Origin of the sequence: Pirellulimonas nuda (assembly GCF_007750855.1) — a bacterium.
GTDB classification, from domain to species: Bacteria; Planctomycetota; Planctomycetia; order Pirellulales; family Lacipirellulaceae; genus Pirellulimonas; species Pirellulimonas nuda.
The window spans coordinates 6065841-6091627 of the sequence record NZ_CP036291.1 but is presented as its reverse complement, the minus strand read 5'-3'; the positions used below and the strand labels follow the sequence as shown (position 1 = coordinate 6091627).

The window sequence follows — 25787 nt, the reverse complement described above, 5'->3', positions numbered from 1 at the left end:
GCATGGCCACGCAAGCGTGGACCATGGCACCCGGCTATATGCCGAACATTGCGGATTAAGGCGAGGGTGTCATTTCCTTTGTTCTTTGTGCTTTTTCGTGCCTTTTTGTGGCAATCGTATCCGTGCTATCCGTGGTTCGTTTCTTTGTCGGTCACCGCCGGGCGCCATTGTCACGCTCGCGTGGCAATGCGAATCACCCGAGGCGGCCGCCCTTGGAGCCACGCATGGCCACGCAAGCATGGACCATGGCACACGGCTACGCGCCGTAGGCATGAGTGGCGCACTCGGCATCTGCCTTCCGTACGTCGCATGCCCACGCGAGCGTGGGCATGGCACCCGGCGCTCGACTTCTTTCTTTTTGTGCCTTCTCGTGGCTATCCTTTGTCATCCGTGCTATCCGTGGTTCCATTCTTTTTGCCCGGCGCTGCAGGGGATAAGCACTTGTACTTCCCTTCGGTCCAGCGCTTCACGTCGCTGTGGTACCACTTGGAGAAGACGCTCTCGCACGGCCCCCCCGGAAGGTTGGTGTGGGCCTCGTCGACGCCCATGTCGGTGACAAAGTGGTAGCTGGGGGCGAACGTGGTGGTGCGTGTGGCGGTGGTTAGCAGGTGGCCTTGGAACGGCGTGGCGTGGCAGCCCGGCATCGCGGTGCTGGACGAGTCGAACCCCAGCAGCCGGCCCGTCATCCCCCCGCCGAAGAACCGGTTGGTGAACTGGAAGCTGTTGACCGCCCGCCACGGCTGACGCGGCTCGACCGCTACGCGGGCCGCTGCCCGGCGGATCATCTCTCCCTTCTCTCCCTCGCGCCACCAAGACGAAGTGACCTTCCGCAGCAGCCGGTCGGCGGCCGTGAGCACCAACTGCGAGAAGCCGACCCGCGTGCTGAGGTACAGCATCCGCCGCCAGCCGAGCCCCTCCTCGTGGCCGAACACCTCCAGCAGCACGCCGCGGTAGAAGGCCTGGAACAGGGGCGCCCCCTCGTTGTCTGGGTCGTACCGCAGGTCCCACGCGGCCAGCCGGTCGCGCAGCGGGCCGGGCTCAACCTCCGCCAGCAGCACCGGCAGCAGGTCGCGGGCCTGCACGCTCAGCACGTCGTACTGCAGCGCCTGCATGTCGGCGAGGGTCGCCTGGGGCAGCTCCGTCAGGCGTTCGCAGATACGCCGCTTGCGGTAGTCGGGCAGGCTGAAGGCGTGCAGCGGGGGGCCGTCGGTGCGGTAGGCCTCTTCGTTGGCGCTGGCCACAAAGCCGATGGGGGGGTCGTACTCTCCCGGCAGTTGGTCGCTGGGGACCAGGCCGCGCCAGTGGTTGCGTTCGTCCCAGGCGGGGATGGGGACCACGCCGGACCGGCCCGGGCCGCGGTCGGGGAGCCAGCCGCTGGCCTGCTTGCCGATGTGCCCGTCGCGGTCGGCAAACACCCACACCAGCGACGGGTGGGGCGAGTCGCGCACCGCACGCATCGCCTCCTGCACGTCGGCCGCGGCCATCACGTCGAGCCACGTCTGGATCGATCGTCCCCCCCCGGGGCGGCTGCCCACCCACGCGGCCGAGAGGTACTTGCCCGGGGAGTTCGCCGGGGGGGTCTGCATGAGCACGCCCACCTCGTTCTCCAGCACCGCCATCTCCTCGGTCTCAGCGCCCTTGCGGCCCAACGTTTCGGTGCGGAGCTTGAAGTCGCACCACTGGGCGCCGCGGCGGTACTGCCAGCCCGACTCTCCCCCCGGTCGGCAGTCTTCGATAAAGAAGTCGCTGGTGTCCGAGACCAGGTAGGTGACCCCCCACGACAGCCGGGGGGTCCGCCCGACCGACATTAGCGGCGCGCCGGGCAGGGTGGCGCCCATGGCGTACCGGCCCTCGCCCCAGTTCAACACCGCCTCGTACCAGATGGCCGGCAAGCGGTTGACCTCCAGGTGGGGGTCGGCCGCCAATAGCGCGGCGCCGCTGGCGGAGCGCTGAGGGCTCACGGCCCAGGCGTTGCTGCCGGCCAAGCGGGGCAGGTCGGTGAGCAGCTCCAGCGCGTCGTCGCTCAGGCGCCGGGTGATGCGGATCTCGCGCAGCAGCTCGAGGTCGATGCCGTCTAGGTAGGGGCTGAACAGCTCGCGTAGCCGCTGGTCGTCCGGCGCTAGTTGGATCAGCTCTAGCAGCAGCCGCTCGCTCTCTTGCTCGCCCACGGCCAGCCCGGCGAAGCTCAGCAGGTTGCCGATCAGCAGCACCGCCTCGGCGTCCCACGGCTGAGGGGTGAACCCCGTGACCCACATCGGCAGCGAGCGGCCGATCTCGAGGATGGCGTCGTTCACGCCGTCGCAGTACCAGCCGAGCTGCTCGAGCACCGCGGGCGCCAGCTCGTCTGCTTCTTGCTGCAGGCCGCGGTGCACGCCGGCGCGGCGCAGGAAGCGGTCCATCTCCAGCAGCTCGGGGCGGTTGGCGATCCGCTCCGCGGCCCGCCCGCTCCCCACCGCGCGGGCGAAGTAGAGCTGCGTAGGCCGGTCGATGCCGTGCAGGTAGCCGAGCGCGTAGAGGGCGCCGGCCCAGTCCTCGGCCTCAACGTGGGGAACCCCCGCCCCGTCGCGGACTGCCGTAAACTTGTGCCGCGGGGCGCGGGGTACGATCGGTTCCATGCGAAGAGTTTACGCGGAACCGCCCGAGAGCGAAACGCTGGGGCGGGAAAGTAGAAAACCGGGAAACCCGGCAGCCGCCGAGCTGCGCTCGGCGCGAGCGGCTACCGGGGTTCCGGCTCGTACGATTCGGGCGTGAACTCGATGCGTTGATACAACGTGCTGAGCGGGAGCTCTATCCGGAACTCCGGAAGCGGGACCACCGCGTCCAGCCCCTCGTAGGCCTCGAACTCAAACCCGTTGTCGCTGCGGCGATAGCAGTGAACGTAGGCCCGCTCCTGCTCAACATAAAGCAGCACCTTGAGGCTCGGGAGCGCCAGGTAGCCGTCCTTTTTCTCCATCAAGTCGATCCGTCGCGTGCTGCGGCTGAGCACCTCCATCACGAGCGCCGGCTTCTCGGTCCACATCTCGCTGGTCGGCGGATCGTCGCAAACAATCAGGCAATCGGGGTAGTAGTACCGTGTGTGCGTCGGGAGGCGGATCAGCACCCGGATGTCATTCACGAACGGCTGGCACGGCGAGTCTTCCAACTGATTGCCAAAAGCTCGCACGGCATTTACCGAAATCGTGTTGTGCGTGCCGCGGCTCCCGGCCATTGCGTGGACCGCCCCACCCACGTACTCGTGGCGCACGTCGGACTCCCGCTCCATGGCGAGGTAGTCTTCTACGGACACCCGATCATTCTGTGTTGCTGCGGTCATGCCCCTATTCTAGGTCGGTCTCGCCAACGGTTCAATTCTCATCTACGCCGGCGTCGGTCCCAGAACGCAAGAACGCCACCAAGTCCAGCATCTCCTCTTTGTTCAGCACGTCGAGCAGCCCCTTGGGCATCGGTGAGGTGGGCGACGGGCGCTGGCTCTCTACGTCGGATTGCTTGAACGTGGCGTACTTCTTCGGGTCGGTGAAGTCGGTAGAGATCATCACCTTGTCTTGTTGCAGGTTCACGATCCGCCCCACCAGCACCCGGCCGTCGACCTCGAACGCGGTCTGCTGGTACTGGTCGCTGATCACGTTGTCGGGGGCGAGGATCGCCTCCAGCAGGTCGGCTAGCGCAAAGCGTTTGCCCACCGTCGACAGGTCCGGCCCCACCGCGCCCCCCACCTCGCCGTGCTTGTGGCACTCTGCGCACCGCGCCGCGGCGAACAGCTTGCGGCCGCGCTCAAGGTCGCGCGGCCCCTTGTCTTCCTCCACGACCTTCATCGCCTGGGCGATGTTCCAGTTGGAGACCACGCGCCGCGTCTCGAGCGCGTCGCCGGCGGTGAGCATCGCCCTGCGAGCCGCGACCTGCTCGGTCACCGCTTGGCGCCCGGCGTCGTCTAGGTTCGCCTCGGCCAGCGTAACGATCTGGTCGATGTAGCCCCGCATCGTGCGGTTGCGGGCGTAGGCCAACAGGCCGTTGAGCTCCTCGAAGTAGCGGCGCCGCAGCTCTGGGGTCCAGCCGGTCTTCGCCACGGTCAGCGCGTGGGCGTAGTCGATTTTCTCGGTCTCGAGGCTGGTCTTTTCTAGCAGGCCCACCACGGCCGCGACCGAGGGGTCATCGCCAAGCGTCATCAGCACGGCGGCCGCGGCGGTGTCCACAGTGGCGTCACCGGTGGGGAACTCTTGTCTTAACTGATCGGCGACCGCCGCCTGTGTATTGGCGTCGGGCAGGCCGTAGCGGCTGATGAGCACGCCGTAGGTGCGGAGCAGCGCCGTTCGACCGATCGGGTCTAGGGCGTTCCAGTCGCGCCGGGAGAGCACTTCGAAGACGCGCGGAGCGTCCCCTTTGTCTCCGGCACGCGCCAGCGCCAGGTATGCATCAATGGAGTCGTCCGGCTGGGGCGACGACAACAGACCTTCTCGATATCGGCTCAACGGCAGACGCTCGAGCGCCACCCGCGCCGTGTGACGGACGAGTCTGCTGGAGTCCTTGAGTCCCCGCAGCACCGACTCGATCCCCCCGGAAGATTGCTCTCCGCCCAAGGCTGCCAGGTGTATGATCCGCCACAACGCCTGCTGCATCATCTCCGGGGACAAATCTACCGGGGCGGGCCCGACGAACTCTACCCGGACGGGCCCGAGGAGCGTTTCATTCGGGCGCGAAGCTGCGCCGCTGAGCTCGTCACTCCGCGGTAGCGACCCATCAACGGGTTCTACGACCGCGACCGGCTCCTCCGCAACGATCCGCCACAACGCCGACTGCACCCCGCGCCCGCCGGTGGTGTAGTAGAGCGCCCCATCCTCGGGGTTCACCGCGAGGTCGGTGGTCGGCAGTGGCGTGTCCGTAGCAAAAGTCTCGAACGTGCCGCCGTACATCAGCGTCTCGGGCGACTGCTCCAGGTGCACCGCGAAGATCCGCCCGTGGCTCCAGTCGGCCGCGAACAACGCGCTGCGGTAGGGCTCGGGAAAGTGCGTTTCGTAGCCGAACGCGATGCCGGTGGGCGAGCCGGGGCCGATCTCCACCGCCGGCGGGAAGCTGTCTGGGTACCAGGTGCGCCACTTGCCGGAGCCGTTCCGCCAGCCGAAGTCGGCGCCGCTCGCCGCGTGGCAGATGCGTGTGGGGCGGTACCACGGGGTGTTGATGTCGTACTCCATGTCGGCGTCAAACGAGAATAGGTCGCCCCGGTCGTTGAAGGCGATGTCGTACTCGTTGCGGAAGCCGATCGCGTGCAGCACCCAGTTCTTGCCGTCGAGGTCGCACTGGGCGATCCAACCCCCGGGCGCCATCAGGTGGGGCGCCAGCTTCATCGGGTCGACCAGCCGCGGCAGCAACACGTCCTCCTGCCACACCCGCGGCACACGCGAGTCGACAAACTCCGTCAGCTTGGTCACGTTGCCGCAGCACACGTACAGGTGCTTGCCGTCGGGCGAGGGGATCACCGCGTGCGGGCCGTGCTCGCCCCGGCCGTCGATCGCGCGGAGCAGCTCCGACGCGTCCCACAGCCCGTCGCCGTCCGTGTCGCGGGCCCGGTACAGCCCCGACGCGGGCTTCGGCTTCTGGTTGTTGACCATCACGTAGAGGTCGCCGTTGACGACCGACAGCCCCTGGGCCATCCCCAGTTCGAGCGGGAGTTGCTCGACCCTCGACTCGGCCGCCGGCGCGCCCAGGGGCGATGGGGTCACCAGGTACAGCTTGCCGGTCTGGTCCGAGGCAACCATCCGCCCCCGGCCTGCGTAGGCAAGACAGACCCACGAGCCCTGCTCGTCCCGCGGCACCTCGTAGACCAGCTCCGCCCGAAACCCCTCGGCCAGTTGCTGGCCCGGAAGAGAATCGTCGCCGACGGCTACCGACGGAAGAAGCAAGACCAGCCCGGATGCGACCAGCCGCAGAGATTTCGTCATCACATGACCGTTAGAAGAGATTTGCCCGCGAATCGAACCAGCGCCACGAATCACGACGGATACCCGCGCCGCCGCTGCCCACGTCAACCGCGTAATACCGTTGATTCGTGGGAAAAACCCTCGGGCGCTGCCCCCAGTGTAGCCAATCCGATGCCCGAGCTAGACTAGAGTACCCATTATCCCCGCACTCGGCCCCGGCTTCCTATACGTGCTCCGACTCTTCTTGATCGCCCTGGGCCTGCTCGTCGTCGGCGGGGTTTGGTTCGACTGGTACTCCGCGGCCCCCGAGGACGCCCTCGCCAAGGCGACCTACGTCGGCCGCGAGGCGTGCGCCAAGTGCCACCAGCAGGAGCTGACCGAGTGGACCGGCTCGCACCACGACCACGCGATGGAGCTGGCGACCGACGACTCCGTGCTGGGCGACTTCAACGACGCGGTCTTCGAGAAGGCGGGGGTCACGACGCGGTTCTTCCGCGACGGGAAGCGCTTCATGGTGAACACCGAGGGGCCCGACGGCAAGTTCCAAGACTTCGAGATCAAGTACACCTTCGGCTACACCCCGCTGCAGCAGTACATGGTGGAGTTCCCCGACGGCCGCGTGCAGGTGCTGCGGGTGTCGTGGGACCTGAACAAGAAGCAGTGGTTCGACGTCCCCCCGCCAGACGCGGTCGACGAGCGCATCCTGCCCGGCGACCCGCTCCACTGGACCGGCGTGGGGCAGAACTGGAACAGCACCTGCGCCATCTGCCACTCCACCAACCTGCAGAAGAACTACGACCTCGCGACAGACTCCTACCACACCACCTTCGACGAGATCAACGTAAGCTGCGAAGAGTGCCACGGCCCGGGGAGCCTGCACGTCGAACTCGCCGGCGCCAACTCGCTGTTCTGGGACCGCCGCCACGGGTACGGGCTGGCGCGGCTCAAGAGCCTCGACTCTACCGTGCAGATCGAGACCTGCGCCAAGTGCCACTCGCGGCGCGTGGACGTCCACCCCGACTTCCGCCCCGGATCGCCGCTGCTGGACGCCTACGAGCCGGCGCTGCTCAACGCGGGCCTCTACCACGCCGACGGGCAGATCCAGGACGAGGTGTACGTCTACGGGTCGTTCGCGCAGAGCAAGATGCACACCAAGGGGGTCCGCTGCACCGACTGCCACAACCCCCACTCGCTGAAGACCAAGTTCGAGGGGAACCCCCTCTGCCTGCAGTGCCACGAGCCGGGCAAGTACGACACGCCGCTGCACCACCACCACCCGGCCGGTTCGGACGGCGCGCAGTGTGTTGAGTGCCACATGCCGGCGACCAATTACATGGTGGTCGACCCGCGGCGAGACCACAGCATCCGCAACCCGCGGCCCGACTTCACGGTAGAGTTCGGCATCCCAAACGCCTGCAACAACTGCCACGACAAGCCGGAAGAAGACGCGCAGTGGGCCGCCGATAAGGTGGTCGAGTGGTACGGCCCCAACCGCCCGGGCGATCCCCACTGGGCGCCAGCGTTCCACGCGGCGCGGCTCGGCGAGCCGGGGGCGGAGCCGCTGCTGATCGAGCTGATTGAGCGGGCCGAGACGCCGGAGATCGTCCGCGCCACCGCCGTCGAGCACCTGGCCGCCTACGCCTCGCGTCGCAGCCGCGAGGCCCGAGACGCTGCGCTAGCAGACCGGCACGCGCTCGTGCGATCGGCCGCGGTCCGCGTGGTCGACGCCGAGTCAGAAGAAGACCTGGCGCAGAAGCTGGCGCCGGCGCTGGGCGACCCGGTCATCGCGGTACGCACCGAGGCGGCCCGCCGGTTGGCGGGGCGCCCCTCGGCGCACCTGCGCGGCGAACAGGTCACGGCGTTCGACCGCGCGTTGGGCGAGTACCGCGAGCGACAAGCGATGAACCTCGAAGCCCCCTCCAGCCACCAGAACCTGGCCGGGCTGGCGGCGGCGCTGGGCGAGTCGAGCGAATCGATAGATCAGCTCCGTACGGCTATCCGCTTGGCGCCCTACCTGAGCGGCCCGCGCGACCAACTCGCCTCGATGCTGCAATCGACCGGCGCGTCGCCCGAAGAGGTTGAGGCGCTGTGGCGCGAGGAGGCCGAGCTGCGGCAGCGCGACGTCGGCATGCTGCCCGACAGCCCCGAGCTGTGGTTCCAGCTCGGCCGGCTGCGGTTCTTGACGGGCGAGCTCGACCCCGCTGAGAAGGCGTTCGCCGAGGCCGCGCGGCTGCGGCCCGACGACAGCGAATACTGGATGTGGCTGGCGCTGCTGCGCGAGAAGCAGTACGACGCCACGGGCAGCGCCGAGCGGTTCGACGCCGCGGTGCGGTCACTCAAAGAAATGGAACGGATCGACAACGCCGACCCCCGCGTAAAGCAGATCCTGCAACGGATGCTAGAAACCAAGCAGGCGAAGTAGTAAGCCACTAGGCCACGGAGACGGTCGGGCAAACTAACGAAGAATCTCGCACAGAGGCGTAGAGACGCGGAGAGTAAGAGAGCGACACTGCGAGAAGTGCACACGACCAACCCAAGCGAATGAGGCTATGCGCCAATGGCAGTCGGAGCCAGGGCATTCGCGTTGTTCTTCCTCTGCGTCTCTGCGAGAGGCTTCTCTTGAAGTCTCCGTGTCCTCGGTGGCTGTGTGGTGAACTAGCCCGCCAGGCGGTGGACGTGGGCTGCTTCTTGCTCGGCGGCGCACTCGTATTGCATCAGGTAGGCGTCTTCGGGCGAGTCGTCGTAGAACTCTCGCAGGACGCTGGTCGCCATGAAGCCGGTTGAGCGGAAGAAGAGCTGGGCGTCGAGGTTGGTCTCGCGCACCTCGAGCGAGATCCGCGTCCGGCGCTGGCTGCTGAGCTTGCCGATCAGCTTGCGGACCATCTGGTCCCCCACCCCCTTGCGACGCGCCTCTCGGCCGACGGCGAAGTTGAGGATGTGCAGCCGGGTCTTGTGCAGCTCGTAGATCATGAAGCCGACGATCTTCTCGCCGCACTCGGCCACCATGCCGATGCAGTTGCGTTGCCGCAGGCAGCGGACAAAGTCTTCCTCGAACCAAGGGAACTCGAAGCTGCCCCGCTCGATCTGGAGGACCTCTTCCATGTCGCGGCGGATCATCCAGCGGATGTGAACCCGGAGTCGGGTGCGCTCCTCGTTCATCATCGCAACCTCCCTGTCAAAGCGGCCGGCGGCGGATGCCGCCCAGGCCGGTGAATGTCTGCGTTTCCTCAACGCAGGAAAACTACCAGAAGCCCTCTAACCGGCCAAGGCAGAAACGCGGGGGTTGTCAGGGCAATACTCTGGCAGAGGCGCGGAGACGCAGAGACGATTGAAACCGCGATCGTTGCCTCAATTTCGCTAGTAGTTGCGCGGATGCCTGCGTCACTAGGTTCGCGCATTCTTGGGGAGGATCGCTTGGCGCCCCTGGCGTTCTCTCCTTTTCTTCCTCCGCGCCTCTGCGCCTCTGCGAGAGGCTTGGCTTGCTAGCGGTCCGGATCGCCCCGATTCTGCCGCCTGCGCAGGTTGGGGGCCGTTTGCCGCCCGGGAAGACCTGGTCGCATCGGCCTCCTGCGCCGGTTGCGTGGGGTAGGGTTTCGAGTCGGCGACGCGCGCCCCCGCGGCTGGGGGCCCCGCCTGGCGGCGCCGACCCCAGCCACCCACAGCGATGTCCTCCCCGACCCCACTGCCCGCCCCGGACCGCGACCTCCGCATGCTGTCGGGGCTGGCGATCCTCTGCATCGCGCTGGCCGCTGCGTTCGCGTTCTCGATGAACCTGGTCGACCCCGACCTGTGGGGGCACGTGCAGTACGGCGAGGACCTGCTGGCCGACGGCGCCCTGCCGGCCACCGCGACCCACACGTTCACGGCCCCCGACCACCCCTGGATCAACCACGAAAACCTAGCGGAAGTCGCCTTCGCCGCGGGGTTCCGGACGCTGGGTGTGCCGGGGATGCTGGTCGTCAAATGCTTGTGGGGCCTGGCGATCATCGGGCTGATGCTGCTGGCGGCGCGCCGGCTCGGCGTGGCCCCCATCACCGCCTGGGGGGTCGCGCTGCTGGTCGCGATCGCCCTGGGCGCCTTCTTCCCCATGCGGCCCCAACTGCTCAGCTTTATGTGCTGTGCGGTCTGTTTGTACCTGCTGGAGCTGGGCTTCAAGCGGCCCGACGCCGAACCGGGAGACACCGTCCGCTGGGCGCCGTTGGCGGTGCTGCCGGTGGTGATGGTCGTGTGGACCAACTCCCACGGCGGCTTTGTCGCCGGGCTTGGCATCGTGATGGCCTACCTGATGGGCCGCGCTCTGGAAGCAATTGTACGGGGCCGGCCGCTCGCGTGGCGGACCGCGCTGGGCCTGGGCGCTGTCGCCGCGGCCACGGCCGCTAGCACGCTGGCGAACCCCTACGGCTACGGTCTGCACCAATGGATCCGCCGCTCGTTGGGGAGCCCCCGCCCCGAGATCAGCGAGTGGGCCTCTACCAAGCTCACCGACCCGGTGTTCGTGCCGATGCTGCTGCTGTTCGGCGCGACGCTGCTGTGCGTCGCGTTCACCCGCCGGCGCCGCGACTGGGTCGAGCTGGCCATCTTGGCGCTGGTCGCCTGGCAGGCGGTGACGCACGTCCGGCACATCTCGTTCTTGGCGATTTTGTGCGGGTTCTGGCTGCCGGTGCACCTGCAATCCATTATCAACCACGTCCGCAGTTCCGCCGCAAGCACGCTCCCCGACGTCCGGCTGGCGCCCTGGATCAAGTGGACCGCCGCCTCGGCGTTGTGGGGGGCGCTGGCCCTCCAGTCGTACGCGCTGGGCAACCGGCTGGTCGACCTGCCCGTCTACCGCCACATGTACCCGGTCGACGCCGTTCAGTTCATGTCCGAGCGCGGCGTCTCGGGGCGGCTGGTGGTGGCGTTCAACTGGGCCCAGTACGCGTTGGCCGCGCTGCCCGAGTGCCCGGTGGCGTTCGACGGCCGGTTCCGCACCTGCTACCCGCAGGAGGTCGTGGACATGCACTTCGACTTCTTGATCGGCGAGCACGGCGGCCAGCGGTTCCGCAGCCCCAAATCGGGCCCGATCGACGGCGCCCGGGTGCTGGCCTTCGCCGAGCCGGAGCTGGTGCTCGTGGGACGCGAGAGCGAAGAAGCGGTTAAGAACCTCGAAGCAGCGGCCGCGGGCACGCCCGGCTGGACGCTGCTGTACCAAGACCGGCTGGCCCAGGTTTGGGGCCGCAGCGACCTGTACAACGACCCCGCGAGCCCCCGCTACCTGCCGGTCGACCAGCGGATCATCGGCGAGCACTACTCGCTCACGTCGCGCCAGTGGCCGGCGCTTCCCATGCAGGCCCCGACGGCCGCCCCGGTAACGCCGGCGCCCGTGGCCCGTACCGAGAACCAATCCACCGAGTCGTAGCCGTAGGGTGCACGCAGTGCACCGACCCCTGAGAAAGCGTCCTGCACCCCGTTCCGTTTCACGAGGCGTTAGATGGCAGTCAAGCAAGACCTAGAGCCGAACGAAGCGGCCCAGGGCGATTCGATCGTCGCCGTGAAGCCCCAAGCACCGCAGCTCCCCGCGCTCCGCCCGGAGCGCGACACCCAGCGGATGCTCGGCCGGCTGGCCGAGGCCGAGGCGGCGCTGGCCGAAGCGATCGCGGAAGAACACGCCGATGAGGTCGCCCGCGCGGTCAAGCTCACCGTGCTCATGCCGGTGTACAACGAACGCACGACGATCCGCGAGATCGTCCGCCGCGTGCTCGAGGGGGGGCTGTGCGACGAGCTGGTGATCGTGGACGACTGCAGCACCGACGGCACGCGCGATATCCTGATCGAGCTCGACCGCCTGCCGCAGGTCCGCGTGTTCCTGCACGGCTACAACCGCGGCAAGGGCGCCGCGCTGCGGACCGCCATGGTGCACGCCCGCGGCGAGGTGGTGCTAATCCAAGACGCCGACCTGGAGTACGACCCCGCCGACTACGCGCGGCTGGTTGAGCCGATCGAGCGCGGCGACGCCGACGTGGTGTTCGGCTCGCGGTTCCTGGACGCGGAGAACCACAACTCCACCCCGCTGCACCTGCTGGGCAACCGCCTGCTCACCTGGGCGTCGAACGTCACCACCGGCCTGAAGCTGACCGACATGGAGACCTGCTACAAGGTCTTCCGCCGCGGCGCCACGCGGGGGATGAACCTGCGCGAAGACCGCTTTGGTTTTGAGCCGGAGCTGACCGCGAAGCTCGCCAGGCGCGGGTGCCGCGTGGTCGAGGTGCCCGTGAGCTACAACGGCCGCACCTGGAGCGACGGCAAGAAGATCGGCATGCGCGACGCGCTGCGGGCGCTTTGGTGTATTGTGCGCTACGCGTGGGTGGACTGAGTGTGGTGAGCCGGGGCGTCCTCGACCCCGGCGCCATTGAGCGAGCGTCGACCTTCTGGAGACCGCTTCTTTTGCCGTTGCTCACAGCAAGGGCTGCTTAGGTTGGCGACAAATCCGAGCGTCTTCAAGCAGAACGCTTTGACCCTCACTCAAGCCTGGGACGCTTACGACCTGCTGTATACCGACCCGCGGGTCTCCTACGCGGACGAACCGCTTGGGATCGAGCAGCACTGGCGAACCTTCTCGCAGCGAGAGACATTCTCACCCAAGCTTTGGAACGACGCCTATCTCGCCGCGTTTGCCTTGGCGGCGACAATGGAGCTGGTGACCTTCGACCAAGGCTGCGCCATGCACCATCCCGCGGGGTGTACGGTCCTTTCGTAGTCGGCTAGCTCCTCAAGCCAGGGGCCATGTCTACGACAAGAAGTGGAATGTCCCCTGTATCCGGCCGAGCAAGCAGGCCCGTCGGTTGCGATGCCTAATGACATTTGGCGCCCGGCGCGCTTCATGCATCCTGCTCCCGGGCCTTCTTGCGAACGCTCAATTGACTCCCGAACGCCGCGCCGGCGCCGACCACGATCGGGCACGCGAGCGTAAACCACGCCGGGTACGGCAGCATCGCGACGTTCAGCACGACCGCGGCCAGCATCAGCACGCTGACGACCCAGGCCGCGCTGCGGCCGCCGATCTTTCTTGCGACCCACGCGCTCAGCCAGGCCGTGAAGCCCCACATGGGGACCACCAGCGCTAGCACCCACGGCGGGTAGTTGGCGACGTGTGCGCACATCTGGTCGGTCGTCCCGCCGAAGTCGGCGGGTGTTGGATGAACCACGGCGCTCCACAGCTCGACGGCGACCAGCAGGGCCAACGCCACGACGATCCCTGCGACGACGGCGACGATCAAGCGTGCAGCGGCGGGCATCGGGTACTCTTCTTGGGTGTCTCGATCGGAGGGCGCGCCCCGCGAGTGCAACTTTGCGAGCCGGGGCGTCCCCGCCCCCGGCGGAGCTGAGTCAACGTTACGGACGAAAAGGGGACATTCTACTTTAATCAGTAAAGTAGAATGTCCCCTTTTCGCTTTCCTGCGTGTTCGGCCCCGACGGGGCGGAGCCCGTCGGCTAGGGGCTTTGCGTGTTGGCTTGCCTGTTAGCGGGGTTTGCCGTTGCGTCTTCCGCCGCGTTGTGGCGGGGCGCTGGCTTTGGGGGGCGACACCTGCAGGCGGAACGAGCCCTCGCCCAGCAGGTCCTCCACGCGCTGCCGCAGCTCGCCGTTGAGCTGCACACGCTTGGGCACGTTCATCTCGGCGATGGCGCCGTCTGTCAGGTCGATCCGCAGCTTCAGCGGCTTGTCTCCGGGGTAGCCGCGGATGATCTCGCGGAGCATCCCCAGCATCTGCCCCTCGTCGCGGCGCTGGTCGACGCGGATGGTCACCCCGCTGGTGAAGCGGCTCTCCATCGCGTCGAGCGGCATCAGCTCGTTGATGATCAGGTTTACCTCTTCCGCGCCGGGTCGACGGTCGACGGCCGCGCGCATGCCGAGGATCGCGTCGGCCTGCACCAGATGGCCGAACTCCGCGAACTGCTCGGGCCAAAGGATGCAGCGGACGATGCCGTCTAGGTCTTCCAGGTCCCACATGGCGTACTTGGTGTGGGTGCTCCCCGGGCGGGGGTTTTTGGTGTGGGTCACCTTGATGGCCGCCAGCATGCCCCCCAGCAGCACCTCGGTGCGGTGCTCCAGCTTGCCGAGGCTGGTGCTGGAGTGTGTGCAGTAGGTCCGCAGCATCGCCTCGAACTCTTCGAGCGGGTGGCTGGAGAGGTAGAAGCCCAGCACCTCCTTCTCTTGGATCAGCCGCTCCTTCTCTTCGAGCTCCGGGATGTTGGGCAGCGGCACCGCGGCCTCTTCGGCCTGTTCTTCGGCTTCATCGAACAGGCCCTTCTGGCCGCTCTTGCGGTCGGCGAGCCGCGCGGCGCCCGACTGCAGGGCCCGCTCGACCACCGCCATCAACTGCGACCGCTTCGCGCCAAACGCGTCGAAGGCGCCCGCCTTGACCAGGGTCTCGATCGTCGCGCGGTTGCAGCACTGCGGGTCGACGCGCTCGCAGAAGTTGAACAGGTCTGCGAACGGCCCGTTCTCGGCGCGCTCCTTCACGATCGCGTCCGCCGCGCCCCCGCCGCACGCCTTGATGGCCGACAGCCCGAACAAGATCTTCCCGTCGCGCACGGCGAAGTGGCTCATCGAGCGGTTCACGTCGGGCGGAACCACCTCGATCTCCATCCGCTTGCAGTCCTCTAGGTGCTCAACCAGCGAGTCCTTGCTCTTGAAGTTGCGCCCCGGGATGTCGCCGGTCAGCAGCGCGGCCATAAACTCCAGCGGGTAGTGGGCCTTGAGGTAGGCCGTCATGTACGCGATGAGCGCGTACGCGGTGGAGTGCGACTTGTTGAAGCCGTAGCCGGCGAACTTCTCGATCATGCCGAACAGGTCTTCGGCCTTCTTCTTGTCGAGCCCCTGCGATTGCGAGCCGGAGAGGAACTCCTCGCGGAACTTGGCGATGATCGGCAGCTTCTTCTTGCTGATCGCCTTGATGCACTTGTACGCGTTGGAGAGCTCGATCCCACCCAGGCGGTTGAGGATCCGCATCACCTGCTCTTGGTACACCATCACCCCGTGCGTCTCGGAGAGGATGTCCTCCATCACCGGGTGGGGGTACTCCGCGGGGCGCCGGCCGTGCTTGACCTCGATGTACTGGTCCACCATCCCCCCCTCCAGCGGCCCCGGGCGGTAGAGGGCGTTGGTGGCGATGATGTCGTGGAAGCTGTCGGGCTTCATCCGCTGCAGCAGGTCGCGGATGCCGCCGGACTCGAGCTGGAAGATGCCCTTGGTCTCGCCGCGGCACAACAGCGCGAACGTCTCGCCGTCGTCCAGCGGGAAGTCGTCGGGGTCGACGCGCTCGCCGCGTGCCTCCTCGATCAGGTCGACGCTCTTGGCGAGGATCGTCAGGTTCCGCAGCCCCAGGAAGTCCATCTTCAACAGGCCCGCCGCCTCGACGTCGCCCATCGCCCACTGGGTGATGACTTCCGACTTGCCTTTGACGTGCTGCAGCGGCACGTACTCGTCGACCGGCTTGTTGCTGATCACGACCGCCGCAGCGTGGGTGCCGACGTTGCGCGCCAGCCCCTCGATCTTGCGGGCCAGGTCCAATAGCTCCCGCGTCTCGCTGTTCTTCTCGTACTCGACGCGCAGCTCTTCGCTGGTCTCCAACGCCTTGTCGAGGCTGATGCCCAACTGGTCGGGGACCATGGCCGTGATCCGCTCGACCTCGGAGATCGACATGCTGAGCGTGCGGCCGACGTCCTTGATCGCGGCCCGCGCGGCCAGGGTGCCGAACGTGCCGATCTGGGCAACGTTGGCTTCGCCGTACTTGTCCTTGACGTACTGGATGACCTCGCCGCGGCGCTCCTTGCAGAAGTCGATGTCGATATCGGGCGCCTCCTCGCGGTTCTCGTCGAGGAACCGCTCGAACAGCAGGTCGTACCGCAGCGGGCAGACGTGGCTGAGCCGCAGCGCATAGCAGACCAGCGACCCGACCCCCGATCCTCTGGCGGTGCAGGGGATCTTCTGCTCGACGGCGTAGCGGACGAAGTCCCACACGATGAGGAAGTAGTCGGGGAAGCCCAGCTTCTCGATCACGTGCAGCTCGCGGTCGAGCCGCGCGTGGACCTCCTCGGAGAGCTCGCCCGTGGCCGGGTCTTCGTCCTTCCAGCGGGTGTTGTCTTTCGCGTAGCGTTCGCGGAGCCCCTGCAGGCAGATCTCGCGCAGGTACTCGGCCGGCTTCTTCTGCTCCGGAGGAACGTAGGTCGGGAAGTGCCGCTTGCCGAGCTCGAGGTCGATGTCGACCGAGTCGGCGATCCGCTGGCTCTGGGCGAGCGCCTCGGCGTGCTCGGGCATCGCCGCGAACATCTCCTCCGCGTTGCGGAGGAAGAACTGGTCCCCCTCCATCTTCATGCGGTTGGTGTCCGTGCGGAAACGCCCCGTGTTGATGCACAGCAGCACGTCTTGGGCGACCGCGTCCTCGCGGCGGACGTAGTGCGCGTCGCTGGTCGCCACCAGCGGCAGGCCGACCTGCTGCGCCAGCAGCGACGTGAGCTCCATCGCTTGCTGCTGGATCTCGAGCCCATTGTTCTGGATCTCCAAGAAGTAGCGGTCGCCAAACAGCTTCTGGAACCACTCGGCGATGGGGCGGGCGGTCTCCAACGCCTTCTCGGCCGTGGCGCCGGAGAGCAGCGTCTTGGAGAGCTCGCCGCTGACGCAGCCGCTCAGGCAGATGATCCCCTCGCTGTGCGCCTTGAGCAGCTCCTTGTCGATCCGCGGCTTGTGGTAGAAGCCGTCCAGGTAGGCGCGGCTCGCCATCTTCACCAGGTTGCGGAAGCCGGTGCGGTTCTGGGCCAGCAGCGTGAGGTGGAAGCTGGCCTCCTTGCTGCTGGAGGCGCCCGACTTATCGAGCCGGCTCCCGGGGGCGATGTAGGCCTCGTAGCCCAGCACCGGGTTGATCTCGGCCTCACGGCAGGCGTTGTAGAACGGGATGGCGCCGTACAGGTTGCCGTGGTCGGTGAGCGCCAGGCCGTTCATCCCCAGCTCTTTGGCCCGCCCGACCAGCTTCTTGATGGGGCTGGCGCCATCCAGCAGGCTGAAGTGGCTGTGGCAGTGGAGGTGAACGAAGGGGGGAGCGTCCATGCTGTGGTCCGCCTGCGGCGGACGGGGCTGGGGGCTAGGGATTGGGGGCTGGGGACGACGCTAGCAGTGAACCGCGCGTGAGCGTCTAAGACAAGCGGCTTGACAGGCGAAGGACGCGAAAAGCAGGTCCGGTCTGCCAGATTCTCTTAGGTGAGCAGGTGGCTCACTCGCCTATCCAATCGAGAATATCGCTCGTAAACAGCCAAAGGCCAAGCAGCCCGCCGATCGCCAAGTATCCGTTGAGGAGCAACACCCGTGCGAACCGCTATGGGTAGCGACGAATCTCAAGTGAGTGCTCACCGGCGGATTCGTAGAACCTGCCCGTCTTCAATGCCGCTGCGATCGGTGCGCCGCAGACGACAACAGTCATCAACATAGTTGACAGGAGCAATCCACCGATCAGATAACGCACCTACTGAACCCTCACCTTGCCGGAAACAACTCCCCCACCCCACAAGCAAACCCGGCAGCACGTCCTCGCCGCTGAGCGTATCGCCGGCGCAGCAACGTTTGCATCTCCGGCGATTGGGCAGCACTCGCATCATTGTCATTGTAGCCGCGGACAGCGGGCGGGGCCTACAGCGCCGCCAGCACCGCTGCGGCCAGGCACAAGAAGGCCAGCGCCCCGGTCGCCAGCGTGGCCGCCACGACAAGCCGCGTGGTGAAGATGCCGACCGCGGCGTCGTTCAGGCCGTCGGCGAGGTGGGACCTGAGGTCCAGCAGGTTGACGGGGCCCGCGGGGAGTCGGCCCAGCACGGCGGTGGTGACGGCCCAGCCGACCGAGCCGATGAGCTTCTTGGCGATCCACCGGCCGCGTGCCGGGAGCCACTCTTCGAGCTTGGCGGAAGAGAAGACGGACGCCAGTCGCGTTTCGACCGCCTGCTTCGCCTGCCGGTCGTCGGCGGCGTCGAGTTCGGCCGCGACCTCGCTCGACCCCTGGGGCCGTTTGTCGCTCACCCCGAGGGCCTGCTTGAACACCAGCTTGCTGATGAGCGGCCCGACGCCGGTCGACTCGACGACCGTCTGCAGGAAGCCGTGGGCGGTCGCTACCGCGGCCCACAGCAGGCCGGTGATCAGGCTGGCGACGGCCACCACCACGGCCACCGCTGCCTGCGACACGCCGCCGGCGTTCTGCGCCAAGTAGAAGGCCCCTGCGCCAACGATGGCCGCGAACAACGCGACGCCGATCACGGCGCTCACAAAGAAACGCTTGAGGTTGGCCGACGCCAGGCTCAGCAGGATGTTCTTGAGCTTTCCGAGCAATCGAAAGGGGTTGGGCACGCGATCTGTCGCCGTTGGGCCGGAGAATGGGACGCGGATTACTGCGGATCTAAGGGATCTACGCGGACACGGCGCGTGGAATCCGCGCGGATCCGCGTCCGATTCGTCGTCGCTGCGATGCGTTACTCGCCTTCCGGGTCGCCGATCCGCTGCAGGTACTCGGCGAGCTGCGACTGGATGTCTAGCAGGTCTTGCCACTGCTCGTAGTTGAACGCCACGTTCCCTTCGCGGTCTGGGGGCGCCAGCCCCTGCACGAGGCTGCGGGCCCGCAGGTGCAGGTACTCCAGCAGCTCGGAGACTTCGGCCGCTTGGCCCGGGCTGAGGCCCTCGGGCAGGTCGGGCGCGGAGGGGATGTGCAGCGTGCTGCGGAGCTGCTCGGAGTCGTTCCAGTCTTGCTCGAACTCGCCCGTTGGGGCCGACTCGGCCTGCTCGGTCATGCGGTCGAGGTCGCCGCCGTCGCCCTGGAACGCGCCGGCCGCCTTGAGCGCTTCGAGCCTGGCGCTGATCTGCTCGCGTGTGCCGTAGAGCAGTTTCGAGCGGCCGACGTCGATCACGTCGCCGAACCGCAAGATGCGTAGGTGCGTCTCTTCGCCGTTGACGCGGGTGCCGTTGGTGCTCTCCAGGTCGGTCAGGACGATCTTTTCCTGGTCTTCCTGGATCTTGATGTGGTACCGGCTGATCCGCTCGTCGTTGAGCTGGACCGAGTTGCCCTCTTCGCGGCCGATCGTGACCGGGATCGCTAGGTCGGCGTACACGCGACCCCGATCGGCTCCGTCCAGCACTCGCAACGTGATAACGGTCATGAAGGGCTGGGGCGGGCGTAACGCGATACGGATGGCCAACTTACGGTATATCATGGGGAGCCCGGCGCGGCAAGAATAAGCGAAGCAGCGGGGCCCGGGGGTGGGGCGAGGGATTAGGGGCGAGGGGCGAGAACGCGCTAGCGGTGGTTTAGCGTCCAACACACCGCTTGCGCGTTCTCGCCCCTCGCACCTAACCCCTATTCCCTACTCTCTCAATGCCGAAAATGCCGCCGCCCGGTCATCACCATCGCCAGCCCGTGCCGGTTGCAGGCCGCGATTACGTCGGCGTCGCCCCGGCTCCCCCCCGGCTGGATGATCGCGACCACGCCCGCCTCGGCCGCCGCGGCGATCGAGTCGTCGAACGGGAAGAACGCGTCGGAGGCCAGCACGGCGCCCCGGCTCCGCTCGCCCGCCTTGCGGATGGCGATCTCTACCGAGTCGACCCGGCTCATCTGGCCGGCGCCCACGCCCACCAGCATCCCTTCTTTGGCCAGCACGATCGCGTTCGACTTGACGTGCCGGCACGCGGCCCAGGCGAACCGCAGGTCGGCCATCTGCGCGTCCGAAGGCTTGGTGTCCGTCGCCACGGTCCAGTCGCTCTCGTGGTCGGGCAGGTCGTCTGCGTTTTGCGCCAGGTATCCGCCGTCGATGGCGCGTAGCTCGACACCGGCCTCGCCCGGCACAACCCGTCCAACACGCAGCAAGCGGACGTTCGCCTTCCACTTGGGCTTGGTGGTGAGGACCTTGAGCGCTTCGGGGGTGAAGTCGGGCGCCGCGATGGCTTCGACAAACTTGCCCGGCTCCGCCAAGCACTCGGCGGCCGCCTCGTCGACCGGGGCGTTGAAGCCCAGGATCGAGCCGAACGCGCTCACGGGGTCGCCCTCCCAGGCCTTGCGCGTCGCGTCGCCGATGGTGGCCGCGGTCGCGGCGCCGCAGGGGTTGTTGTGCTTCAGAACCGCCACGCCCGGAACGGGGAGCGACCGCGCGACGCCCAGCGCTGCGCTGAGGTCGAGCAGGTTGTTGTACGACAGTTCTTTCCCGTTGAGCAGCTCTGCGTTTACCAGCGCGTGCGGGGCCGGGTTCTCCGAGACGTACTCGGCCGCGGCTTGGTGGGGGTTTTCGCCGTAGCGGAGCGACGATTTCAGCCGCAGCGAAACGGTCATCCGCTCGGGCCAAGCGCCGTCGCTGGAGGCGAGCCGCTCAAAGTAGCCGGCGATGGCCGCGTCGTACGCGGCGGTGTGGGCGTACGCGGCGCCGGCCAGGGCGCGGCGCAGCTCGAACGTGGTGGCGCCATCGGCCTCGATCTGATCGGCGACGGCGCCGAACTGCTCGGCCGAGGTAACGATGGTGACGAACGCGTGGTTCTTGGCGGCGCCGCGGACCAGGGTCGGCCCGCCGATGTCGATCTTCTCGATCGCCTCGGCCACGCTTACGCCCGGTCGGGCGATGGTCTCACGGAACGGGTAGAGGTTCACCACCACCAGCTCGAACGGCACGATGCCGTGCTCGGCCGCCGAGGCCATGTCCTGCGGGTTGTCGCGTCGGCACAGCAGCCCGCCGTGCACCAGCGGGTGGAGCGTCTTGAGGCGGCCGTCCATCATCTCCGGGAAGCCGGTGTGCTCGCCGACATCGGTCACCGGCAGGCCCGCTTCTTCGAGCGCCTTGCGCGATCCGCCGGTGCTGAAGAGCTGCACGCCGGCGGCGACCAGCCGCTGGGCGAACTCGGCGAGCCCGGTCTTGTCACTTACGCTGATCAGGGCCCGTTCGACCCGAGGGGATTGCGTCATCGTAACGCCTTGTCCTGATTGAAGTTGGGGGTTGGGTGGGGGCAGGTTTCAAAAAACGATCAAAACGCCAACCCGTTTCGCGAACCTTCTTGGGTTCGTTCACGTAATAAGCAAAAGCAACAACACGCCTCGGGGCGGGTCCCTCCCAGCCGCCCCGGGGTTGTGTTGTAACTGATTCGACGCACGGCGTCGCAACCCACCCCCAGATCCCAATCCCTAAGAGGTTCAGAGACGTGCAGGTTGATCGTCGGAGCTGCTCCGCCGACCTTGCCGCTGAGAACCCGACGGACCGCAAACCGGCCGTCCCTTTCCACATGCCTTCGCGGTCAAAGTCCTCCCCCTCCAATGCCGCGTGGGTCGAAAGGGACGGCTTTTTTTGCGCCTTTATCGCTGCGTAGCGGTACTCTGCGGGCGCCTTCTGATCGCCCCGACATTCGTCGTTTTCGTTTTCTCTCCGGATGAACCACCCGCCGCGGCGCCGCGTATCATGGGCGGGCCGCAGGATGGCCCGAACGCTGTCTCCGGGAGTGGGCTTTCCCGGCTTTTCTGGCAGGACGCCGTTGAGCTTTTGTTCCTGGTGAACGTCGCTGCCCAAGGGTAGAGCGACCGCCGGGGCAGGGTTCCGACCGGGGCGCCGGGCAATCGGCGCAAGCGTCGCAATCGGTGGTGTGGTGTGCCTATAGGACCGTCTGTGAAGGTCCTACCCACGGCGGTCCGCACCAAGGGCAACTTTCCGCGTCCCGGATTTTTGACCCGGCCGCTTGCGTGAGCTAAATTCGACTGAGGCAACGTGTGTTGGCGGTCCCGCGTTTGGGGGCGCCCAACCGCCTCGGCGACCCCCCGGGAGTTGGGACACTGCCCGCCGGTCGTCTTGTTCCGCAGCCGCGCTCACCCTCCCGAGACGGATCGATACATGCGTTACAGGGTCCCAACCCCAAGCCTCCGGCTCTTGCTTTCGCCTGCACTGTTGTGCTGGTGTATCTGTTCCGGGCTGCTCCTGGCGCCGTCGGCCCAGGCCCAGCAGCCTAACCCAACAGAACCTGCGGAGATCGCCAAAACCCTCAGCGCCGGGCTAGCGCTCGAGCAGCAGGGGAGTTGGTCCGAGGCCCTCGGGCAGTACGAAGAAGCGCTCCGCCAGTTCCCGGACAGCGCCGAGCTGCAGCAGCGATTCGACATCGCCCGCGTGCACCACAGCCTCGACCGCCGCTACACCGACCCCAGCTTCCTGGCCGCCGTCCGCTCGTTCGGCGAGCGTGAGGCGCGCGACCTGCTGTCGGACCTGCTGCGGAAGATCGACTCGCACTACGTGACGTCTCCCCCTTGGAGCCAGCTCGTCCAACGCGGCGGGTACGGCGTCGACGTGGCGTTGCGGAGCGAGGCGTTCCGCACCAGCAACGGCGTCCGCGCCTCGGGTGAGCAGATCGTGTCGGCCGGGCAAGAGATGCGGGCCGCTATCAGCCGCCGCGGGGCGATCTCGAGCCGCCAGCAGATGCTCGAAGCCGCAGAAGAGGCGGCTCGGATCGGCGAGTTCCGCTTGGGGCTGAGCAAAGCAGCCACGCTGCTGGAGTTCGCCGCGACCTCCGCGGAGGGGCTCGACCACTACTCGTCGTTCCTGACTCCCGACCAGCTCCGCGACGTCTACTCGCAGATCGAAGGAAACTTCGTCGGCCTAGGGGTCGAGCTCAAGGCCGACAACGGCGACCTGTTGGTCGTCCGCACCATCCCGGGCAGCCCGGCCGAACGGGCCGGCATCTACGCCGGCGACCGGATCGTAGCCGTGGACGGGCGGGTCACTTCCGAACTCTCTACCGACGAGGCGGCGGCGCTGCTCACCGGCGTTGAGGGCTCGACGTGCCGCGTGTCGGTGGTCCCGGCCGGCAGCGACCTGGCGCCCAGCCTGGCGGACACGCAGCCTCAGGGCGGATCGACGGTCGGCTACCGCGGCCCGCCGAGCGCCGCTCGGCAGGGCGCCCACATCGTGGCGGTCCGGCGCGAGCATGTAGAGGTCCCCAGCCTCGAAGACGTGAGCATTATCGACAAGACCCAAGGGGTGGCGTACCTGCGGCTGCCGGTGTTCCAGAAGACCACCAGCCGCGACTTCGACACCGCGTTGTGGGACCTTCACCGTCAGGGGATGCAGAGCCTGGTGGTCGACCTCCGCGGCAACCCCGGCGGCCTGCTGACCGCCGCGGTCGAGCTGGCCGACAAGTTCGTCGCCCAGGGGGGCATCGTCTCGACCCGCGGCCGCAGCCCGGGCGAAGACTTCGACTACCGCGCCAACCGCGGCGGCACCTGGCGGGTGCCGTTGGTGGTGCTGATCGACGGCGACAGCGCCAGCGCCAGCGAGATCTTTGCCGCCGCGATCCGCGACAACCACCGCGGGGCGATCGTCGGCCAGCGGTCGTTCGGCAAGGGCTCGGTGCAGGGCATCTTCCCGCTGGGCATCGGGGGCGCCGGCATCCGGCTGACCACGGCCAAGTTCTACTCGCCGCTGGGCAAACCGATCAACGGCGTCGGCGTGAGCCCCGACCCGGGGCTGCTGGTCTCCCCGGCCGACAATCAGAAGACCGTCGTCGCCTACCGCGGTCCGTCGAAGCCCGATCCGCAGCTCGACGCGGCCCTCGCCCAGGCGATCGAGGCCGCGGTGCGGCAGGTGGCCATGCGTTAGGCCCCGGCGGCGTTTCGCGCCTGGCTTGGCGCCCCGATTGCAGCGACGTACCCCGTCCGCTCAATCAGGAGGCAAGCCATGACTACGCATACCCGCAACGCCGATCCGCACCCCCCAGAGATGGTGGCCGTCTTCGAGTCGCTTGAAGACGCTAGGCAAGCCAGGCTGCGGCTGCTGGAAGACGACTTCCACGCCGGCGCCATCAGCATCTTGCAGGGGAAAGACGCCCTAAATGCCGAACGGCTCGAAGTGGTCCGCAGCGTCCCCAGCCGGGCCACCCGGATGGCCTTTGGGCTCAGCATAGGCTTGGTGCTGGGGGGAGGGCTGGGGCTGTACTTCTTCCCGACGCTGTTCGGCGGGATGTGGCAAAGCGGGCTGCTGGGGGGGGCGATCGGCGTGCTGTGGGGCGTCACCCTGGCGGGCTTGGCCTTTGGGCGCGTCAAAGACGACCGCAAGTTCCAGATCGAGAAACACCTCAAGAACGGCCGCGCCGTGCTGCTAGTCACCGGAACGCAAGAGACGGTCGATCGCGCCCGACGCGCGATGGAGGCTCAGGAAAGCAACGGACCGGTGCTCGCCGAGCCCGACCTCAAGGCGAGCGCCTAGCGTGCCCGCCTTGCGGGGTGGCAGGACGACGATCGAGCCGGCCTACCCGCCGCGGCGCCGCGCTATTGAACCGCGACTACCGGCGGCGGGCTCCAACTCCCCTCGCCGGGGGGGAGCACCGAAGGGGACTCGGTTTTCGGCCAGTAGAGCCGCATGACCAGGTAGATCGGCCCGTCGGGCGCCGGGAGCCAGTTCGACTCTTTCTCCTTGCCCGGGGAGTCTTTCTGGATGTACAGGGTGAGCGATCCGTCGTCGTTCATCTTGAGCTCAGGCAGCATCGGAGAGTTGATCAAGTAGCGTTGGATCGGGTTCTCGATCAAGAGCTGTGTCTTGCCGTCGTACATGGTGACCGACCAGAACGCGTTCACGGGCGGCAGTTGACCTTCAGGGAACGTGACCGTGTAGTCGTGCTTGCTGCCGTCGAGCGTCTGCCCGGAGCCGTCTACACGTGTCATGGGATAGGTCGCCTCCACGGCGTCGTTGCCGTAGATGCCCCCCTTGGCGCCGGCGGCGCGTAGCAGCCAGTTGCCGTCGAAGAACGCGCGGTCGCCAAAGAACGAGCCGATCTTCCAGCCGTTCACTTCCTTCTGCTGCTGGGTCAGGAAGTTATCGATCTTCGACTCGCCCTCTTTCATCGCGATCAGCACCTCGGCCTTGTGCTCGGGCGATAGGTCTTTGAAGTCGAACTTCTTGCCCGGCCCGACGCCGATGCTCGCCAGCTTTGCGCGGATCTCTTTTTCTTCGGGGCCCGCGGGGGCGAACTGGAGTGCGAAGTCGAGGTAGTCGAAGAACCCGGTCTTCACCATCGCCTTGTCGATCTTCGGGAAGTCGATCTTGGCCGGGGCAGGGGGGGCGGGCTTGTCGAGGTACGCGGACAACGGCTGCGCCTTGTAGCCCGCCTGCACCTTCTCGACGTTCGGCATGTCTGCGGCATTGAAGAGTTGCGTCCGGTAGCCGGCCAGCGCGAACTGCGTGGTGGAGTGGAAGACCTCCTTGATCCCCTCGGGCTTCTCTCCCTTCCAATCAGGGCCCGCCACCAGGTAAACGCCAGCTTGGTTGCCGGTCGCCCGGCTGCCGATGTAGCCGAAGTTGAAGGTGTTGCCGTCCTCAAGCTGCACGGCGTAGTAGCGCCCCTTTTCGACCTCCGGGACCGACAGCACCATCGGCTCGGCCCGCAGGTCCATCCACAAGAAGGAGTACGGGGTGTCGCTGTTGGGGGTGACGATCGCGGTGTCCTTGTACGTGAACACCCGCGCCTCGTTCTTGATCTCGTTAAACGGCGCTTTGAATTGGCCGGAGTCTTTGTCAACGGCGTAGTCGTGCATGACCGCGTAGTTCATCACGATCGGAAGCCCGTAGACGAAGCCCTCTTCCGCGATCGCCTTGGTTTCCATGATGCCGGGGGCGTCTTTCTCGCCCGCTCCTGCCTTTGCGATTGGGTCGTTCTTGGAATCGCAGCCCGGAAGCAGCAGGGCCGCCGTGGCGAACAGCGCGTAGGCGCCGAGGGAGGAACCGGGTCGTGTGGCAGCCATCGTGGTCTTCTCGTGAGTGCGTGTCGACGGACGTGGGACCGGCGCAGTTAGTACTACAGCGCTACGTTGATCTTGTTTGCGTTTGGGCGATCGGCCATGTTGTTGGTGTCGCAGG

16 protein-coding genes are annotated in these 25787 nt (G+C 67.0%); 6 read left to right on the top strand and 10 right to left on the bottom strand.

The genetic code is table 11. From position 1 onward, the window contains the following. Positions 1–374: 374 nt before the first annotated feature. The 3 genes from Pla175_RS23620 to Pla175_RS23610 form a co-directional block, all read right to left on the bottom strand. Positions 375–2615 (bottom strand): penicillin acylase family protein, encoded by a 2241-nt coding sequence (locus tag Pla175_RS23620; RefSeq protein ID WP_145291420.1) that lies wholly within the window; start codon positions 2613–2615, stop codon positions 375–377. Between the two features lie 101 nt (positions 2616–2716). Next, positions 2717–3313 (bottom strand): Uma2 family endonuclease, encoded by a 597-nt coding sequence (locus Pla175_RS23615; RefSeq protein ID WP_145291418.1) that lies wholly within the window; start codon positions 3311–3313, stop codon positions 2717–2719. Between the two features lie 31 nt (positions 3314–3344). Continuing rightward, the gene (locus Pla175_RS23610) at positions 3345–5933 is read right to left on the bottom strand and encodes a c-type cytochrome (RefSeq protein WP_145291415.1); all 2589 of its coding nucleotides are present in this window, start codon (positions 5931–5933) and stop codon (positions 3345–3347) included. A gap of 208 nt (positions 5934–6141) precedes the next feature. Here Pla175_RS23610 and Pla175_RS23605 point away from each other — a divergent pair, with 208 nt between their 5' ends. Next, positions 6142–8334: a multiheme c-type cytochrome gene (locus tag Pla175_RS23605; RefSeq protein WP_145291412.1), complete on the top strand. Its 2193-nt coding sequence runs from the start codon at positions 6142–6144 to the stop codon at positions 8332–8334. A 233-nt stretch (positions 8335–8567) separates the two neighbouring features. Here the strand turns inward: Pla175_RS23605 and rimI are convergent, their stop codons facing one another. Beyond that, positions 8568–9074 carry a ribosomal protein S18-alanine N-acetyltransferase gene (gene rimI / locus Pla175_RS23600; RefSeq protein WP_231954038.1) on the bottom strand — a complete coding sequence of 169 codons (507 nt, stop codon included), beginning with the start codon at positions 9072–9074 and terminating at the stop codon, positions 8568–8570. A 502-nt stretch (positions 9075–9576) separates the two neighbouring features. On the opposite strand from rimI, the gene Pla175_RS23595 reads away from it, so the two are divergent. The 3 genes from Pla175_RS23595 (at position 9577) to Pla175_RS23585 (ending at position 12648) form a co-directional block, all read left to right on the top strand. After that, on the top strand, positions 9577–11310 hold the full coding sequence (locus Pla175_RS23595; RefSeq protein WP_145291410.1) for a hypothetical protein: 1734 nt from the start codon (positions 9577–9579) through the stop codon (positions 11308–11310). Between the two features lie 72 nt (positions 11311–11382). Beyond that, positions 11383–12264, top strand: a complete 882-nt coding sequence (locus tag Pla175_RS23590; protein ID WP_231954036.1) for a glycosyltransferase family 2 protein — start codon at positions 11383–11385, stop codon at positions 12262–12264. A 138-nt stretch (positions 12265–12402) separates the two neighbouring features. Then, on the top strand, positions 12403–12648 hold the full coding sequence (locus tag Pla175_RS23585) for a hypothetical protein (RefSeq protein ID WP_145291408.1): 246 nt from the start codon (positions 12403–12405) through the stop codon (positions 12646–12648). A 121-nt stretch (positions 12649–12769) separates the two neighbouring features. Here the strand turns inward: Pla175_RS23585 and Pla175_RS23580 are convergent, their stop codons facing one another. The 5 genes from Pla175_RS23580 to purH form a co-directional block, all read right to left on the bottom strand. Continuing rightward, on the bottom strand, positions 12770–13186 hold the full coding sequence (locus tag Pla175_RS23580; protein ID WP_145291406.1) for a hypothetical protein: 417 nt from the start codon (positions 13184–13186) through the stop codon (positions 12770–12772). A 224-nt stretch (positions 13187–13410) separates the two neighbouring features. Continuing rightward, positions 13411–16995 carry a DNA polymerase III subunit alpha gene (gene dnaE / locus Pla175_RS23575; RefSeq protein WP_145291404.1) on the bottom strand — a complete coding sequence of 1195 codons (3585 nt, stop codon included), beginning with the start codon at positions 16993–16995 and terminating at the stop codon, positions 13411–13413. Between the two features lie 576 nt (positions 16996–17571). Next, a complete protein-coding gene (locus tag Pla175_RS23570; RefSeq protein ID WP_145291402.1) occupies positions 17572–18276 on the bottom strand; it encodes a hypothetical protein in 705 nt (234 codons plus the stop codon). A 122-nt stretch (positions 18277–18398) separates the two neighbouring features. Continuing rightward, on the bottom strand, positions 18399–19079 hold the full coding sequence (locus Pla175_RS23565) for an FHA domain-containing protein (protein WP_145291400.1): 681 nt from the start codon (positions 19077–19079) through the stop codon (positions 18399–18401). Between the two features lie 212 nt (positions 19080–19291). Beyond that, entirely contained in the window at positions 19292–20866 is a 1575-nt protein-coding gene (purH, locus tag Pla175_RS23560; RefSeq protein WP_145291398.1) for a bifunctional phosphoribosylaminoimidazolecarboxamide formyltransferase/IMP cyclohydrolase, read from the bottom strand. Positions 20867–21815: 949 nt separating this feature from the next. On the opposite strand from purH, the gene Pla175_RS23555 reads away from it, so the two are divergent. Beyond that, positions 21816–23534 carry a S41 family peptidase gene (locus Pla175_RS23555; protein ID WP_197527104.1) on the top strand — a complete coding sequence of 573 codons (1719 nt, stop codon included), beginning with the start codon at positions 21816–21818 and terminating at the stop codon, positions 23532–23534. A 78-nt stretch (positions 23535–23612) separates the two neighbouring features. Beyond that, on the top strand, positions 23613–24140 hold the full coding sequence (locus Pla175_RS23550; RefSeq protein WP_145291393.1) for a hypothetical protein: 528 nt from the start codon (positions 23613–23615) through the stop codon (positions 24138–24140). A gap of 62 nt (positions 24141–24202) precedes the next feature. Here the strand turns inward: Pla175_RS23550 and Pla175_RS23545 are convergent, their stop codons facing one another. Next, on the bottom strand, positions 24203–25672 hold the full coding sequence (locus tag Pla175_RS23545; RefSeq protein ID WP_145291391.1) for a DUF1254 domain-containing protein: 1470 nt from the start codon (positions 25670–25672) through the stop codon (positions 24203–24205). Positions 25673–25787 lie beyond the last annotated feature (115 nt).